The organism is Streptomyces monashensis (assembly GCF_001866665.1).
GTDB lineage: Bacteria > Actinomycetota > Actinomycetes > Streptomycetales > Streptomycetaceae > Streptomyces > Streptomyces monashensis.
The window spans coordinates 174,205-190,407 of sequence record NZ_MLYO01000009.1 but is presented as its reverse complement, the minus strand read 5'-3'; the positions used below and the strand labels follow the sequence as shown (position 1 = coordinate 190,407).

9 protein-coding genes are annotated in these 16,203 nt (G+C 70.7%); 4 read left to right on the top strand and 5 right to left on the bottom strand.

The window, feature by feature from the left end:
* Window positions 1–9 precede the first annotated feature (9 nt).
* Complete coding sequence (locus tag BIV23_RS51455; RefSeq protein WP_245790296.1) at window positions 10–1,230, bottom strand: beta-galactosidase; 1,221 nt, start codon at window positions 1,228–1,230, stop codon at window positions 10–12.
* Between the two features lie 180 nt (window positions 1,231–1,410).
* On the opposite strand from BIV23_RS51455, the gene BIV23_RS51450 reads away from it, so the two are divergent.
* On the top strand, window positions 1,411–3,255 hold the full coding sequence (locus BIV23_RS51450) for a ricin-type beta-trefoil lectin domain protein (RefSeq protein ID WP_245790294.1): 1,845 nt from the start codon (window positions 1,411–1,413) through the stop codon (window positions 3,253–3,255).
* A 7-nt stretch (window positions 3,256–3,262) separates the two neighbouring features.
* Here BIV23_RS51450 and BIV23_RS02190 read toward each other — a convergent pair whose 3' ends face one another.
* The 4 genes from BIV23_RS02190 to BIV23_RS02175 all read right to left on the bottom strand — a co-directional run bounded on the left by BIV23_RS02190 (window position 3,263) and on the right by BIV23_RS02175 (window position 11,806).
* Window positions 3,263–5,401 (bottom strand): beta-galactosidase, encoded by a 2,139-nt coding sequence (locus BIV23_RS02190; protein WP_079172881.1) that lies wholly within the window; start codon window positions 5,399–5,401, stop codon window positions 3,263–3,265.
* A 135-nt stretch (window positions 5,402–5,536) separates the two neighbouring features.
* Window positions 5,537–7,291: a cellulase family glycosylhydrolase gene (locus BIV23_RS02185; protein WP_079172880.1), complete on the bottom strand. Its 1,755-nt coding sequence runs from the start codon at window positions 7,289–7,291 to the stop codon at window positions 5,537–5,539.
* A 55-nt stretch (window positions 7,292–7,346) separates the two neighbouring features.
* A complete protein-coding gene (locus BIV23_RS02180; RefSeq protein WP_071378979.1) occupies window positions 7,347–8,861 on the bottom strand; it encodes a glycoside hydrolase family 43 protein in 1,515 nt (504 codons plus the stop codon).
* Window positions 8,862–8,953: 92 nt separating this feature from the next.
* Window positions 8,954–11,806 (bottom strand): glycoside hydrolase family 3 C-terminal domain-containing protein, encoded by a 2,853-nt coding sequence (locus BIV23_RS02175; RefSeq protein ID WP_071378978.1) that lies wholly within the window; start codon window positions 11,804–11,806, stop codon window positions 8,954–8,956.
* 392 nt (window positions 11,807–12,198) lie between these two features.
* On the opposite strand from BIV23_RS02175, the gene BIV23_RS51445 reads away from it, so the two are divergent.
* The 3 genes from BIV23_RS51445 to BIV23_RS02160 are packed head-to-tail and all read left to right on the top strand — an operon-like array spanning window position 12,199 to window position 15,931.
* Complete coding sequence (locus BIV23_RS51445; protein WP_143079035.1) at window positions 12,199–13,881, top strand: type 2 periplasmic-binding domain-containing protein; 1,683 nt, start codon at window positions 12,199–12,201, stop codon at window positions 13,879–13,881.
* A gap of 53 nt (window positions 13,882–13,934) precedes the next feature.
* Complete coding sequence (locus tag BIV23_RS51440) at window positions 13,935–14,981, top strand: ABC transporter permease (RefSeq protein ID WP_245790292.1); 1,047 nt, start codon at window positions 13,935–13,937, stop codon at window positions 14,979–14,981.
* Window positions 14,978–15,931 carry a carbohydrate ABC transporter permease gene (locus BIV23_RS02160; RefSeq protein WP_071378976.1) on the top strand — a complete coding sequence of 318 codons (954 nt, stop codon included), beginning with the start codon at window positions 14,978–14,980 and terminating at the stop codon, window positions 15,929–15,931. Before BIV23_RS51440 ends, BIV23_RS02160 begins: the two co-directional genes overlap by 4 nt.
* The last annotated feature ends 272 nt before the right edge of the window (window positions 15,932–16,203 follow it).

Genomic DNA, 16,203 nt, shown 5'->3' with positions numbered 1-16,203 from the left:
GTCGAGGGCCTACCAGGCGTCGGAGTCGTGCAGTACCGCGGCATGGGCGGTCACGGTCGAGCCGGCCAGTTCACCGAGGCGGGCCACGGCCGCGCCGGTCTGTTCCACCTCGCGGAAGACGCGGCTGCCGGGGCCGGCATGCGGGACCATCGCGGAGTGCCACTGCTCGGCGCCCGCGGGGGACTGGCGCCACTGGAAGAACAGCGCGCCCTCCGACCCGCGGGCGATGTGGCCGAGGGAGTGCCGCAGGGTCTCCCCGGGTTCCTTGCCGAGCACGCGGTCGCCGTCGTAGACGGTGCTGGTGCCCTGCTCCATCAGCAGCCACGGCCGGCCGCCGCCGAACGAACGGGCGCGGTCCGCGCCGAACGCCGTGTCGGCGGCGGCGTCCAGACCGGGGGCGACCGGGTAGTGGTCGATGGCGACCAGGTCGACCTCGCCGCCGAAGGCCCACAGGTCCAGGTTCTGGTAGCCGGGCAGCATGAGGTTGGTGGTCACCGGACGGTCGCTGCGGGCGCGGATCGCGTCGCGCTGCTCCCGGTAGGCGCCGAGCACCTCGTCGGACCAGAACCGATGGAAGTCGAGGCTCTGCCCGGGGTTGCGGTGCCACTGGGTGGCGCGCGGTGGCAGCACCTGCTCCCAACTGCCGTACCGCTGGCTCCAGAAGGCGGTCCCCCAGGCTTCGTTGAGGGCGTCGAGGGAACCGTGCCGGGCACGCAGCCAGGTCCGGAAGGCGGCGGCGACGTGGTCGCACCAGCACAGCGTGGCGTACTCGTTGTGGACGTGCCACAGCGCCACCGCCGGGTGGTCGCCGTAGCGTTCGGCCAGTGCGGCGGCCAGGCGGCGGGCCGCCGCACGGTAGGCCGGGGCGGCGAGGCAGTAGGTGTCGCGGCTGCCGTGGGTGAGCCGCACCCCCTCGGCGGTGACCGGCAGGGCGTCGGGATGTGCCAGGGAGAACCACGGCGGCGGGGAGGCGGTGGGCGTGGCCAGGTCGACGGCCACGCCGTTGGCGTGCAGCCGGTCCAGGTGGGCGTCGAGCCAGGTGAAGTCGTAGCGGCCCTCCTCCGGCTCCAGCAGGGCCCAGGAGAACACGCCGACCGTCGCCAGGTTGACCCTGGCTCGGCGCATGAGCTCGTCGTCCTCCTTCCAGACGGCCGCGTCCCACTGCTCGGGGTTGTAGTCGCCGCCGAAGGCCAGGCCCCGGAGGCGCCGGCTCAGTTGTTGTGCGGACAAGGGCACTCCTCGCGGATTTATGAACGAAACTTTCTTGAAGGGGCGGGTACACCCGGTGCGCATCCAGCTGCCCGGGAGGGTCGGAGTCGGACGGAAGTCATTGACGCGCTCATGACCAAGCAGTACGTTGCCGCGGAAATTACTTGGAAACAGCCAAGAAACTTTCTTGCGGAGGTGGTTGTGCGCAGAACGCTTCTCACCCGCGCCCTTGCCGGCCTGACCACAACGCTGCTCGCCTCGACGGTCGCGCTCCTCGGCGGCGTTCCCGCCGCCCACGCGGACACCGCGGTGACCGTGTCCGTGGACGCGAACCGGCCGCTGGGCTCCATCCCGTCCATCGGCTCGGGCGTGAACACCGCCGTCTTCGACGGGCAGATGAACTCCTCGGCCACGCCCTCGCTGATCGCCGGCGCGGGCTTCAAGGCCGTCCGCTACCCCGGCGGCAGCGTCTCCGACGCCTACCACTGGCAGACCAACACCGAGGAGAACGGCGGGTACGTCGCCCCGAACACCGGCTTCGACGCCTTCATGGGCACCGTCCGCGCCGCCGGCGCGCAGCCGGTCATCACGGTCAACTACGGCTCCGGCACCCCCGACGAAGCCGCGGCCTGGGTGCGCTACGCCAACATCACCAAGGGCTACGGGATCAAGTACTGGGAGGTGGGCAACGAGGTCCCCGGCAACGGCGAGTACAGCAACGGCAGCGGCTGGGAGCTGGACAAGCACAGCAGCCACAGCGCCACCACGTACGCCACCAACCTGCTCCAGTTCGTCTCCGCGATGAAGGCCGTGGACCCCGGCGTCAAGATCGGTGCGGTGCTGACCACTCCGGGCAGCTGGCCCGACGGCATCACCGGGCCCGGCGACACCGCCGACTGGAACCACACCGTGCTCTCCATCGCCGGCCCGAAGATCGACTTCGTGATCGTGCACCACTACCCCAGCACCACCAGCGAGAGCGACCTGCTGACCAAGCCGCAGGCGGACATCCCCCGGATCACCTCCACCGTCCGCTCGCTCATCAACCAGTACGCGGGCAGCAACGCGCCCAACGTCGGCATCGCGATCACCGAGACGAACGGCCAGCGGGACGTGGACACCGCGCCCGACGCGCTGTTCGCCCCGGACGAGTACCTGACCTGGTGGGAGAACGGCATCTTCAACGTCGACTGGTGGGACCTGCGCAACGGCACCGACTGCTCCTCGGTGACGAACGTCGACGGCGCGACGGACTACGCCGACGGCGGTCTCGTCTCCAGCGGCGCCTCCTGCGAGCCCGCCCTCAACACGCCCTTCGCCCCATACCACAGCCTCCAGCTGATCACCAAGCTCGGCGCCCCCGGGGACACGATGCTGTCGTCCACCAGCTCCACCTCGCTGGTCAGCGCCCACGCCGTCCGCCGCGGCAACGGCGACCTCGACGTCATGCTGATCAACAAGGACCCGAACAACGCGGCGAACGTGGCCCTCTCCTACAACGGCTTCACCCCCTCGTCGGCCACTCCGACCGTCTGGTCGTACCTGAAGAACGCAGGCGGCCTCAGCTCGGCCGCGACCGGCGGCCCCTCGCAGCAGACCGTGCCGCCCTACTCGATCGTCGTGGTCCAACTGCACCCCTCCGGCGCGGCGGCCACGGGCTCCCTGCACGCCGTCGGCGCCTCCAAGTGCCTCGATGTCCCCGGCGCCACCACCACCGCGGGCACCCAGGTGCAGCTCTGGGACTGCATCGGCAGCGCCAACCAGCGCTGGACAGCCACCAGTTCGGGACAGCTGACGGTGTACTCGGGCAGCTCCCAGATGTGCCTGGACGCCTACGGCGCGGGCACCGCCTCGGGCACCAAGGCCGTGATCTGGTCCTGCACCGGCGGTACCAACCAGCAGTGGAAACTGAACTCCGACGGCAGCATCACCAGCGCCCTGTCCGGGCTGTGCCTGGACGCCGCCGGGGGCGGGACCACCGACGGCACCCTGGTCCAGCTGTGGAACTGCACCGGGGCCGCCAACCAGAAATGGCAGCTGAACTGACGCCATGTCACCGATCCGCGGCGAGGACACGCACGTCCCAGGGCCCCAGCTCGACCGGGGACCCGGCCGGGACAGCGCTCCTCGCCGCACCGCCCGTCCCGGCAGCGAGCACGTCCACCAGGTCACCGGGCGCGACGGCGGAGGCGGGCGCCCAGCTCCAGTTGTGCACGACGTGGACGCGGCGGCCGTCCGGCGAGGTCCCGGTGCAGGCCGTCACCGAGGCGGGCAGGTCACGCCAGCCACTGCACGGCTTCGGCACCAGCCACGCCATCAGCGCCCGGGCCGCCGCCCCGTTGGGGACCGTGCCCACGCAGGTCACCCGGCCCCGGCCGTGAACACGGCTGGTCACCGCGGGCCAGCGGCCGAAGTGCGGGTGCCGGTACCCGGCCAGCACCTCGGCGCCGTCGGCGACCAGGGCATCCACCCAGCGGGTCGCCCGGGCCCCCGCCGGAAGCTGCAACGGGCTCTCCGGCACGGCCCGGAGCGGCAGTTCGGCGGAGAGGTTGCTGAATTCCTCGTAGCAGACCCCGGCCGCGCCGGACAGCCGCGCGGGCGCGGGTTCGGGCCGGGCGCGCCCCTCGGGGTCGGCATAGCCGGTGCGCGGGCCGAGGACCAGGTGGCCGCCCGCCTCGGCGTAGGCGGCCAGCCAGTCCAGCAGGCCGTCGTCGGCCAGGTACAGGCCGGTGGCGACCAGCACCGGGTGGCGCCGTGCGGCCACGTCGGGGGCCGGCCTCGCGCCGGGGTCCTCCGGGTCGTGCAGCTGCCGGGCGTGCAGGATGCGCACCTGCCGGCCGGACTCCACCGCGCCCCGGTAGAAGGGGTCGAACAGGCCGTGGTAGGAACGGTTGTCGGGGCTGTCGTCCGCGGCGGCCAGCGGCGGGTACTTCTGCATCAGCCACTTGCTCGGCAGCGAGTACACCATGGCGATGTCGGCGTCCGGCTCCAGTCCGGCCACCAGCTCGCCGGCCGCCGCGAACTCACGGCCCAGACGGGCGAGCTCGCCATACAGGCGGCCGGGACGCCCGCTGTGCGGCAGCACCCCGCCCCAGTAGGTCTCGGCGCCGAAGTGCAGGGTGTGCCAGTGCCAGTACTCGACCATGCGCGCCCCTCGGGCGACCAGCGCCCAGGCGGCCTGCCGCCACTGTCCGTCGTAGGCAGGACGGTTGTCGTGGGTGCCGCCCACCGCCTGCGCGTTGGTCTCCGTGACGAGGAAGGGCTCCTGGCGTGAGGACCAGGCCCGGTCCGCCTCCTGGAACAGCCCCCATACGCCTCCGGCCAGCCACGCGTGCGGCGGCCGGTCCGGATCGGCGGGCAGTGCCAGCGCGTCCTGCATCTCGTAGTACGGGTTGGCCGCCGCGGTGTCCAGACGGTCCGTCAGCCGGTCGTCGTCCAGGGCGGGATGGTGGTAGTGCAGACAGGTGGTGACGAACTGGTCGGAGCGGGCGTACTCCCGGACCAGGTCGGCCTGCCAGGTGATGAACTCGGTGGTCTGCCTTGCCTGGAAGGCGCGCCAGGCCACGTCGTACTGCGGCTGCGCGTTGCCCTCCGGGGTCCACAGGTCGGCCCAGGTGGTCAGCCGGTGCGACCAGTAGACCAGTCCCCACTCCCGGTTGAGCGTCTCCACGTCCCCGTAGCGGGTCCGCAGGTCGTCGACGAAGCGCTGGAACACGCCGTGGTTGTGCGGAAGCCGGCAGCCGGGTTCGTTGTCGACCTGGAAGCCGATCACGGCCGGGTGGCCGGCGTGGCGGGCGAGGATGCGGCGGACCACGCGCTCCGCGTGGAAGCGGAAGGCGGGGTGGGTGATGTCCATCTCCTGGCGGGCGCCCCACGGGGCACGGCGGCCGGTGGCGTCCTCCGCGGCGATCTCCGGGTGGAGCCGGGCCAGCCACGGGGGGACGGCATAGGTCGGGGTGCCCAGCACCACCGCGATGCCGCGGGCGTGGGCGGAGTCGAGGACCGGCTGCAGCCACTCCAGGTCGAAGCGGCCGTTCTCCGGCTCCCAGGTGGACCAGACCGACTCGCCGACGCGCACCACCGTGAAGCCGGCCTCGGCCATCAGGTCGAGGTCGGCCTCGATGCGGTCCATCCGGTGGTACTCGGGGTAGTAGGCGGCCCCGAACAGCACGCGGGGCGGAAGCGTGGTCACGGCGGTCTCCGGGCGGGTCGGTGCGACCGGCCGGACACCGGCCGGTCACATGCGGGTTGACATGGGTGCTCCGGTGCGGAGGTCCGGGGAGGAGGCTCCGCACCGGAGCGGTTCGCGGTGCCGGCTGGTCCTGGCTCAGGAGGCGGTGCCGGTCACGGTCGAGCCGGAACGGGTGACGTGGTAGGTGACGGTGGCCCCGCTCCAGAAGTGGAAGGTGAGCGTCACCGGGGCGCCGTCCTTGAGCGTCTTGAGGAAGTCGGCCTTGACGGTGGTGGCGTTGGTGCCGTAGTCGGGGCGGTAGTTGTCGAACGACTGGAAGGTGGTCCAGGAGGCCGGGCCGGCGGCGGTGCCGTCGGCGTAGGTGGACTCGACGTCGGCCATCAGATCACCGTTGAACCGGGTGGGGATGGTGAGTCCGTCCTCGGTTCCGGTGGCGTCGGTCATCACCGGCTTGTCGTACGAACGTACGAAGAGTTTCCACGGGACGCCGTCGGAGTACCGGACCTCGAGGGTGGCGTCGACGCCGGCAGCGCGGTCGCCGGCGAGCCGGGTGAGGGCGTCGGCGGTCAGGGTCAGCCGGTCGCCGTCGAGGGTGTAGTCGACGGACGGGACCAGTCGGCGGTCGCCCTGCCAGAGGCCGGTGAACGAGAGGCCGTTGCGGTTGAGCGTGATGGTCTGCGCCGCGACGGGACCGGACTTCGGCAGGAAGAGGTTGTCGGTGGAGGCGGTGCCCGAGCGGGTCCGCCAGGAGCTCTGGATCAGGGCCTTCATCTCGGGGACCTGCCACTGCATGGTGGAGCGGTTCAGGAAGTCGTTGGCGGCGTCCCAGACGGCGGAGGTCATGCCGTTGATCCGCGCCTCGTAGTTGACGTGCTCGAAGTACTTCAGCATCTCGCCGCGTTCGACCACGCCGGAGTACGGCGAGGTGAGCAGGCCGTACTCGCCCAGGTAGACGGGGATGCCCTTGGCCACGAAGGTGTCGTGCACCCGGGCGAAGCCGTCGGTCAGGTCCTTCTGGGCCGTTGCGTCGTAGGTGGTCCCGTTGGCGATGTTCACGCTGAACGGGTACCAGCTGTAGTAGTGCACGGTGGCGACCAGGTTGGGGTCGTGCAGCGAGCTCATCGTCGTGGACAGGTCGTCGAGCCAGTGCTGGGCGGAGTTGGTCTTTTCCGAGGGCAGGACGAGCAGGCGGTCCTTGTTCCTGCCGCCGGAGTTGCGCACGACGTCGTGGAACGAGGTGTTGAGCTCGCGCAGGTACCGGGTCTTCTGCGCGTCGGTGGCGTCGGCGAACTGCGGTTCGTTGATGCTCTCCATGAGCAGCTTGCGCGGCTCGTCCTTGAAGGCGGTGGCGATCTGCTGCCAGGTCGACGTGAACCGCGCCATCACGTTGTCGTGGTCGGTGGACATGGCGGCGATCCACTTCCACGAGTCGTGGTGGACGTTGATCTCGACGTAGAGGCCGTCCTCCAACGCCCAGTCGACCACCTGCTTGACCCGCTTCATCCACACGGGGTCGATGGTGTACGGGGCGGTGTCGGACTGGTGGGGGTACCAGGTGACGGGAATCCGGACGCTGCGGAAGCCCTGGGCGCGGAGACCGTCGAACGTGGCCTTGGTGGTGACCGGGTTGCCCCACGAGGTCTCGTCGGGGATCGCGTCGAAGGTGTTGCCGAGGTTCCAGCTGGGCTGCATCCGGGCCACGGCGGCCATCGCGCTACGGGGGGTGTGGTCCGCTGCTGCCGGCGTCCGGTCGGCCGGTGAGGCGACGGCGGTGCCGCAGGTGAGGCTGCCGGCGGTGACCACGGCCGCGAGGAGCCCGGCCGTCCGGTGCAGGCGGCGGTTGTGTGGGCGGGCGGCGCCCGGTGTGCCCTTCTGCTGTGCGTCCTTCACGGTTCGTCCCTTCCGATGACATGGGTGGTGGGGCGAGAAGACCCCTGACGCGTGCTCAGGGGAGCGGGAGGGGCTCGTAGTCGAACCAGTCGAAGCAGACCGTTCCCGCGGCGGCGTACAGGCCGATCACGCGGCCGGTGAAACCCCCGGCGACCTCGGTGGACAGGTAGCGGCCGTCCACCGACGCCAGGTCGCTCGTGGTGCCGTCCGCCGTGCCGGCCGCGAAGACGAGCGAGTCCGGGCCCCTGCGCGCGTCGTGCGGCTCGGGGGCCGGGCCGGTGCGCACGGACAGGACCAACGGACCTGCGGGGAGCGCGCGTTCGGCGACGACGGACCGGACCGTGCCGATCCGGGCGATCACCCGGACCCGCCCGTCGGCGTCGGCCTCGATCGCGTAGTGGTGGCGCTCGTCCAGTCGCACGGCCAGGCCGCCGGTGCCTGTTCCGGGGTCGATCAGCGTGCGCGCCTCGAAGGCGAGGTGCTGCTGGCGGCGTCCGACGAGGACGACGTCCGGCTCGTCGAGGGAGCTGCCGCGGGCGCGCAGGGTCAGCCAGCTGTCGCGCTCCTTGGTGCCGACCAGTTCCGCCGGGCGGTCCCGCAGCGAGATCCAGCAGGGCCGGAGCTCGGCGGAGTCGAAGTCGTCCCGTTCGGGCAGTGGCTGAGGCGGGGACACCTGCCAGGGAAGTTCCGCGAGTTCGAGGGCGACCTCGCCGACCACGGGCCAGCCGTCCTCCCAGGTGACCGGCGCCAGGAAGGTCTCACGTCCCAGCACGTGCCAGCCCGGGGTGCCGCCCTGGGGCCTGACGCCCAGCAGCACCATCCACCAACTCCCGTCCGGCGCCTGGACCAGGTCGGCGTGCCCGGTGTTCTGCACGGGCTCGGTCGTGCTGCGGTGGGTCAGGATCGGATTCGCGGGGCACGGCTCGAAGGGCCCGCCGGGAGAGGGGCCACGGGCGATGGAGACGGCGTGGCCGCGCTCGGTGCCGCCCTCGGCGATCATCAGGTACCAGTACTCGCCGATCCGGTACAGGTGCGGCGCCTCGGGCGCGGCGGCTCCGGGCGTGCCGGACCACACGCGGTACGGCTCGCCCAGAGTCTCGCCGGTGTACGGGTTGAACCGCACCTGCCCGACGCCTGCGAAGGTGCACCAGCAGTCGCCCTCCTCGTCCCAGGCCAGGTCCGGGTCGATGCCGGGCACGCCGGGCGCGTGAACGGGCTCGGACCAGGGGCCGGCCGGATCGGTCGCGGTGACCACCAGGTTCCCGCCGCCGGAGACGTTGGTGACCACGAGCCAGAAGCGCCCGTCGTGATGGCGCAGGGTCGGCGCGTAGATGCCTCCGGACGAGGACGTCTCCACGGGCAGCCGCAGCTGGCTCGGCCGGTCGAGGACGTTGCCGATCTGCGTCCAGTTCACCAGGTCGCGGCTGTGGAAGATCGGCACGCCGGGGAAGTACTCGAAGCTGGAACAGGCGAGGTAGTAGTCCTCGCCGACCCGGCAGATGCTCGGGTCCGGATGGAAGCCCGGGATCACCGGGTTCGTCGCGACGGTGGACGGCTGGGGCGTCGGCATAGGGCAGTCAGGTCCTCGGCAGGGAAACGGAAGGAGAGCGCTGGGGACGACGGCCGTGCCTCCCCTCACAGAGGTACGGCCGCCGTTGGCTTTCAGGGGGTGAAGGCGAGGGTGGTGAGCCGTTGTTCGCCGGTGAGGATGACGCGGAGGTCGTGGACACCGGTGGGTTGGTGTTCGGTGACGTCGGCGAGGACGGTGGTCCAGGTGTGGCGGTCGCCGGTGGAGGGGACCGTGACGGTGGTCAGCAGGCGGTCGCCGGCCCGGAGTTGGAGCTGCGCGGTGCCGGGGGCGGTGCGGGAGACCTGGAGGGCGACGGAGCCGGCGCCGGTGAGGTCGACGTCGCGGAAGAGGAGTTCGCCGTGGTCGGCGACGGGGGTGACGGCGTCGCCGTGGGTGGGGGTGGCGTCGACGAGGGTGATGTTCTCGTGGTCGTCGAAGTCGGCGGCGTGGAGCGGGACTTCGAGGACGCGGCGAGGCTCCGGTGCGGGGCCGGTGACGGTGAGGGTGGCGCTGCGGACCGGCCGGCCTGCCGAGCGGGCGGTGATCAGCTCGTAGCGGCCGGGGTGGACGGTGAAGGCGCTGGTGGCCACGTCCCAGTGGGCGAGGGCGTCGGTGGCGGGGAGGGTGAAGTCGAGCTCGGTGGTCTCGCCTGCCGCGAGGCGGACTTTGCGGTAGGCGGCGAGGCGGAGCTGGGGGGCGTGGTAGCGGGCGTCGAGGTGGCGGGTGTAGAGCTGGACGGTCTCCGTGCCGGGACGGGTGCCGGTGTTGGTCACGGTGAGGGTGGCGGTGATCTCCCCGTCCGCGTCCAACTCGGTGTGGCGGAGCTTGAGTTCGCCGTGGTCGAAGGTGGTGTAGGACAGGCCGTGGCCGAAGGGGTAGAGGGGTGCGGTCCGGTGGTACTGGTAGGTCCAGCCGGCCTTGATGATGTCGTAGTCGAGGGGTGCGGGGAGTTCGTCGTCGCTGCGGTACCAGGTCTGGGGGAGGCGGCCGGTGGCGTCGGTGTCGCCGCGCAGGACGGCGGCGAGGGCGCGGCCGGTCTCCTGGCCGGCGTGGGAGGTCCAGACGATGGCGGGCAGGTGCTGGTCGGCCCAGTTCACCGCGTAGGGGTAGCTGGACATGACGACGAGAACGGTGTCGGGTCGGACGGCGGCGACTTCGCGCAGCAGCCGGTCCTGCTGCGGGGGAAGCCGCAGCCCGGCGCGGTCCTGGGTCTCGCGGCCGTTGATGTGCGGGTCGTTGCCGAGCACGACGATGGTCACGTCCGCGGCCTGGGCGGCGGCGACGGCTGAGATGATGCCGTCGCGGACGGTGGTGCGGGTGAACCGCAGGGCCTGCTCGGGGGTGTCGGCGGTCATGGTCAGCTCGCCGGTGGCGGGGTCGGCCTGGGCGTAGCGGCCGGTGAACTGGTTGCGCAGCACCTCGGTGCCGTCGGTGGCGGGTTCGAGGTGGAAGGTCTCGCGGACGAACCAGTCGCCGGGCTGGTCGCGGTTGGCGGTGACGCGCTGGTCGGCGTCGCGCAGGGAGGCGTACCTGCCGGTGGCGGCGGAACGGAGGGTGAGCACGCCCAGGTCCCAGTCGAACAGGTCGAACAGGTCGAACTGGGCGGCGGCGTCCGTGTCCTGGGCCGGGCCGAGCACCAGCAGGCCGTCCTCGCCCACGGCGGTCACCGCTTGCCCGTCGGCGGTGCGCAGCACGATCCGGTCCACGCCCTCGACCCCTTCGACGCCGAGGCCGTCGGAGACGGTGAAGCGGTAGGGGTGGGTGCCGCTGTACCAGTCCTCGAACAGGGTGCAGGCCAGCGGCCCGACCACCGCGATCCGCCGCTCCGGGGCCAGCGGCAGTAGCCCGGTGTTCTTGAGCAGCACCACCTGTTCGGTGGCGGCGCGCAGCGCCAGGGCCTGGTGTGCGGGGGAGTTGACGACGTCCCAGCCGATCCCGGCGTAGGGGTCGAGGTCGGGGTCGAACTCGCCGAGGCGGAAGCGGATCGACAGCTGGCGGCGCACCGCCCGGTCGATGTCGTCCTGGGTCAGCAGGCCGCGCTCGAGGGCGGCGGTGATCCGGCCGATGGTGACGGCGCTGTCCTCGCCGTGGTCGGTGAAGGAGTCGATGCCGGCCTTGAGTGCGGCGGCGTGGGAGGCGGCGTGGTCGTCGAAGTAGTGCTCCGGGTCGACCAGGTTGGAGGGGGCTTCGGCGTCGCTGACGACGAACAGCTCGTGGCCGGTGGGCTCGGCCCAGCGACGCAGCTCCTGCTCGAGCAGGGGGCTGACGTGGCAGGGGCGGCCGTTGACGAGGTTGTAGGCGGCCATGACGCCGGTCGCCGCGCCGGTGGCGATGGCCGGGCGGAAGGCGGCCAGGTCGTACTCGTGCAGTACCCGGGGCCGAATCGCCGAGGAGGTGGTGCAGCGGTCGTCCTCGTTGTTGTAGGCGAGGAAGTGCTTGAGCACCGGGGCTGTGCGCAGGTATGTCGGGTGGTCGCCGGTCATGCCCCGGCAGAACGCCGTCCCCAGCCGGGCGGACAGCAGCGGGTCCTCGGAGTAGCCCTCCTCGTTGCGGCCCCAGCGCGGGTCCCGCAGCAGGTTCACCACCGGCGCCCACCCCTGCAGGCTGTTGCGGCCGGTGCCGATGACGGGCGGCCGGTGGTGGTGGAACGCCCGCTGCTCGACGGAGATCGCCGCCGCCACCTCACGGACCAGGTCCTCGTCCCAGGTCGCGCCCAGGCCCACGGCCTGCGGGAAGGTGGTGGCCTCGCCCAGCCACGACACGCCGTGCAGGGTCTCGGTGCCGGTGCGGAACTCGGCGACCCCGAGACGCGGGATCGCGGGCGAGTACTGGTGCAGCATCGCGATCCGCTCCTCGAGGGTCAGCCGGGAGAGCAGGTCCTCGACGCGCTCGGCGAGCGGGAGCCCTGGATCGCGGAAGGGCAGCGTGACGGCAGCAGTGCTCACAGGCGGAAGTCCCTTACAGGTGTGTGTGAGGCGGGGTGGAACACCCCGGACGGCAGGGCCGGATGGTCGGCTCCGGTGCTCCGAGGGCAGTCGTGAGGACGGGCGTTGAAGCGCTTCGACGCTGGCATTACACCTGAAGGTCTGTCAAGAGAAAGTTTCCAAGGAGATTCTGTTCATGTTGCGGGGGGATTTTCCACGGCACCTCTTGCATCGTGCGTGAAGCCACCCTTAACCTCGCGGCAACATTGAAGCGCTTCGACGCTCCGCAGGGATGCGACGACAACCTGCCGGTCGCCTGCATGTCGACGGTGCCGTTCGCGCCGTCCCCTCCGCACCGCAGCACACCCGCACGTCGCTCGATACGGATCGTCACCGGCGAAGGGCCGCCCACCATGAGCATCGCAATGAACCGCAGAGCCTTCGTGAACGGCGCCGTCGCCGTCGCCGGGGCTGCTGCACTGTCCCCCCTGCTGTCCGCCTGCGGCAGCGGCTCCTCCCGCAGCAAGGGCGGGACCAACTCGAAGAGCGGCCTGAGGGCCGCGCTGCCGGACTACGTGCCGGGACAGGCCGTCAAGCCCGACATCCCCTCGGTGCACGGAGCGGCAGGCGCGTTCACCGACCCGGGCTTCCTCACCTACCCGGCCAAGCAGATCCCGACGGTGTCCGGCACCCCGGGCAAGGGCGGCAGCTACACCGCGGTCACCCCCCTCTGGGGGACCATCCCGCCGGCCGGAAACTCGTTCTACCAGGCCGTCAACAAGGCGCTGGGCGTGAACCTCACCATCAAGCCGGCCAACGGCGTCAGCTACGACACCATCGTCCCGACGATGACCGCGTCGAAGAAGCTGCCGGACTGGATCCAGCTGCCCACCTGGTGGAACGCGGCGTTCAACATGGGGGAGCTGGCCGGTACCCAGCTGGCGGACCTTACGCCGTACCTGGCGGGGGGCAAGATCAAGAAGTATCCGAACCTGGCCGCCATCCCCACCTTCGCCTGGCAGGTCGGAGCCTGGGAGGACAAGCTCTACGGCATCCCGTGCGGCGCCAGCGGCATGTCGCTGGCCGGCCACGTCTTCTACCGGGCCGACATCCTGGAGTCGAAGGGCATCACCGCCGACCAGGTCAAGTCCGCCGACGACTACATGAGCCTGGGCAAGGAACTGACCAGCGCCCAGGCCGGCGTGTGGGCGTTCGGCGACGTGTGGACCTACCTGTCCCTCTCCTGGGGGCTCCCGCCCGGGTGGACGGTCAAGAGCGGGAAGCTGGTCCACGCCTACGAGTTGCCCGAGTTCCTGGAGGCACTCGACTGGCACTACAAGCTCGCCAAGTCCGGCTATGTGCACCCCGACGCCCTGGCCGGCAACGTCAACGCCGGTGCCACCCGCTTCTACGCGGGCAAGGAACTGATCCAGGGCGGCGGCACCGGCGCCTGGAACCTGTCGGACCACCAGTCCGGCACCGCCGCGAACAAGAACTACCGGCGCGGGGCGTTCAACGTCATCGCCGCCGACGGGAGGTCCGACCCGCAGATCTTCCTCGGCGCCGCCACCGGCGTCGTCAGCTACCTCAACGCCAAGCTCTCCCCGAACCAGATCGAGGAACTGCTGGCCGTCGCCAACTACCTTGCGGCGCCCTACGGTTCGACCGAGTACACGATGATCACGTACGGCGTCGAGGGCGTCCACCACACGATGGTGAACGGGATGCCCAGCTACACGGACGAGGGCAAGAAGTACGCCCAGCCCACCACCTACACCTTCCTCGCCTCGGCCCCGCAGGTGATCAGCAACCCCGGCGCCGAGCAGGTGACCAAGGACTACACGTCCTGGTTCGCCCGCACCGCCCCGCACGTCTACAAGCCGGTGTTCTACGGCATGAACATCACCGTGCCGCAGCGGTACGCCACCGCGGCCGCCGCGAAGTCGGTCGTGGACACCGTCATCGAGGTCACCCACGGCCTGAAGAAGGTCTCCGACTTCCAGGCCGCCGTGTCCTCCTGGAAGTCCAGCGGCGGCGACCAGTTGAAGAACTGGTACCAGACCGAAGTCCTGGACAAGTACGGCACCGGCCAGTAGCAGACGACGTCAGGCAGCGGGCCGCTCGGCTCGCCGCGGAGCGAGGAGGAACGGTGGCCGGCACGTTCACCACCAAGACGAAGAAGGTCGGCGCAGGCAGCTCCGGCGGCACCGAACCGGCGGCCGACGCGGAGCCGGACGCCGACGGCCGCGCCCGGTCGAGGAAGCGGCCCGGGCGGGCTGAGGAGGGCGGACTCACCTGGCGGCTGCGCCTGCGCCGGGACAGGTCGTTGATCCTGATGACCCTGCCGGCTGTCGCGCTGCTGCTGGTCTTCAACTACGCGCCGCTGTTCGGCCTGATCACCGCGTTCGAGTACTACGACCCGCTGGTCGGCGTGCTCCACAGCGACTGGGCCGGGCTCGACCAGTTCCGTGCGCTGTTCAACGACCCGCTGTTCTGGGGGGCGCTGCGCAACACCCTCTGGCTGAGCTTCGTGCAACTGGTGCTGTTCTTCCCGATCCCGATCGCGCTGGCCCTGGTGCTCAACTCGGTGACGAGCGAGCGGCTGCGGAACTTCATCCAGTCGGTCGTCTACCTGCCGCACTTCTTCTCCTGGGTGCTGGCCATCACGATCTTCCAGCAGATGCTCGGGGGCGCCGGGGTGCTCAACCACTTCCTCGCCCAGCACAACCTGGGGACCTGGGACGTGATGACCGACCCGCACACCTTCGCACTGCTGGTCACCTCGCAGGCGGTGTGGAAGGAGGCCGGCTGGGGCATCATCGTGTTCCTCGCGGCGCTGGCCGCGATCGACCAGAACCTCTACGAGGCCGCCGCGGTCGACGGCGCCGGCCGGTGGCGCCGGATGTGGCACATCACCCTGCCCGGCATGCGCGGCGTCATCGTGCTGATGCTGGTGCTGCGGCTGGGCAACGCGCTCACCGTCGGCTTCGAGCAGTTCCTGATCCAGCGCGACGCCGTCGGCCACGACACGGCGGACGTGCTGGACACCTTCTCCTTCTACTACGGCATCACCACCAACAACTACAGCTACGGTGCCGCCGCCGGGCTGTTCAAGAGTGTGATCTCGCTGCTGCTGATCTGGGGCGCCAACAGGGTCGCGCACGCCTTCGGTGAGGACGGGTTGTACCGGAAATGAGCCAGACGCTGACGCACACTCTGAACCGGCCCGCGCTTCGGCCCGACCGCAACAAGGGCCGCCCTGCGTGGGACGAGCAGCCCGGCGCCGCCGGACAGACCCTCAAGGGCGGCGTGCTGCTCCTGGTCCTCGCCGTCGTACTGGTGCCGCTCTGGATCGTGGTGCTGACCAGCTTCTCCACCAGCGGGGCGATCAACCGCGCGGGTGGCCTGGTGCTGGTCCCCGACGGCCTCACCCTGGACGCCTACCGTGCGGTGCTCGGGGACGGCCCGGTCACCAGGGCCTTGCTGGTGAGCCTGGTGATCACCGCGGCCGGCACCCTCCTGTCGATGGTCGTCTCGGTGCTCTGCGCCTACGGCCTCTCCCGCTCGCGCTCGTTCGGACACCGCACCATCCTCATGCTCCTGATCGTCACCATGTTCGTCAGCGGCGGACTGATCCCCACCTACCTGGTCGTCACCGGCCTCGGCGGCTACGGCCAGTACTGGGCGCTGGTCCTGCCCGGCGCGGTCTCCGTCTTCAACATCCTGGTGCTGCGCGCCTTCTACTCCGGCACGGCGGCCGACCTCATCGACGCGGCCCGCATGGACGGGTGCAGCCAGTGGCGCATCCTGTGGTCGGTGGTACTGCCCACCTCGCGCGCGGTCACCGCGGTGGTCGCCCTGTTCTACGCGGTCGGCTACTGGAACTCCTTCTTCAACGTCATGCTCTACATGCCGACCGAGAGCGCCAAGTGGCCGCTGCAGTACGTGCTGCTCCAGTACGTCAGCTACGGCCAGTCCATCCCCGGCACCACCAACTCCGGGTTCGGGTCGCTGCACCAGCAGAGCGCACCGTTGTCCCTGCAGATGGCGGTGGTGGTGCTGACGCTGGTCCCCATCCTGCTCGTCTACCCGTTCATGCAGAAGCACTTCAAGACCGGTGTGCTCACCGGCGCCATCAAGGGCTGACGTCACGTCAGCGACAGTACGAGGGAGGGCACCACCGGCATGGTGACACCGGCCGAGGTGGTCAAGGCCGCGGGCGTCTCGCCCGTCCTCGCTCGACTCCCGCGTCATCGGCTGGCCGGTGTACGACGGCACCCGACGCACCTCGCCCACCACGGGCGACAGCGACGAACCCGCCCCAGCCGCACCGCCCCGCCACACCCAGGAGCTCCCCCGTGTCGCACGTCATCCTCTCGTCCGTCACCTCCAACTCGCTCCACCCGGAGGAACACCCC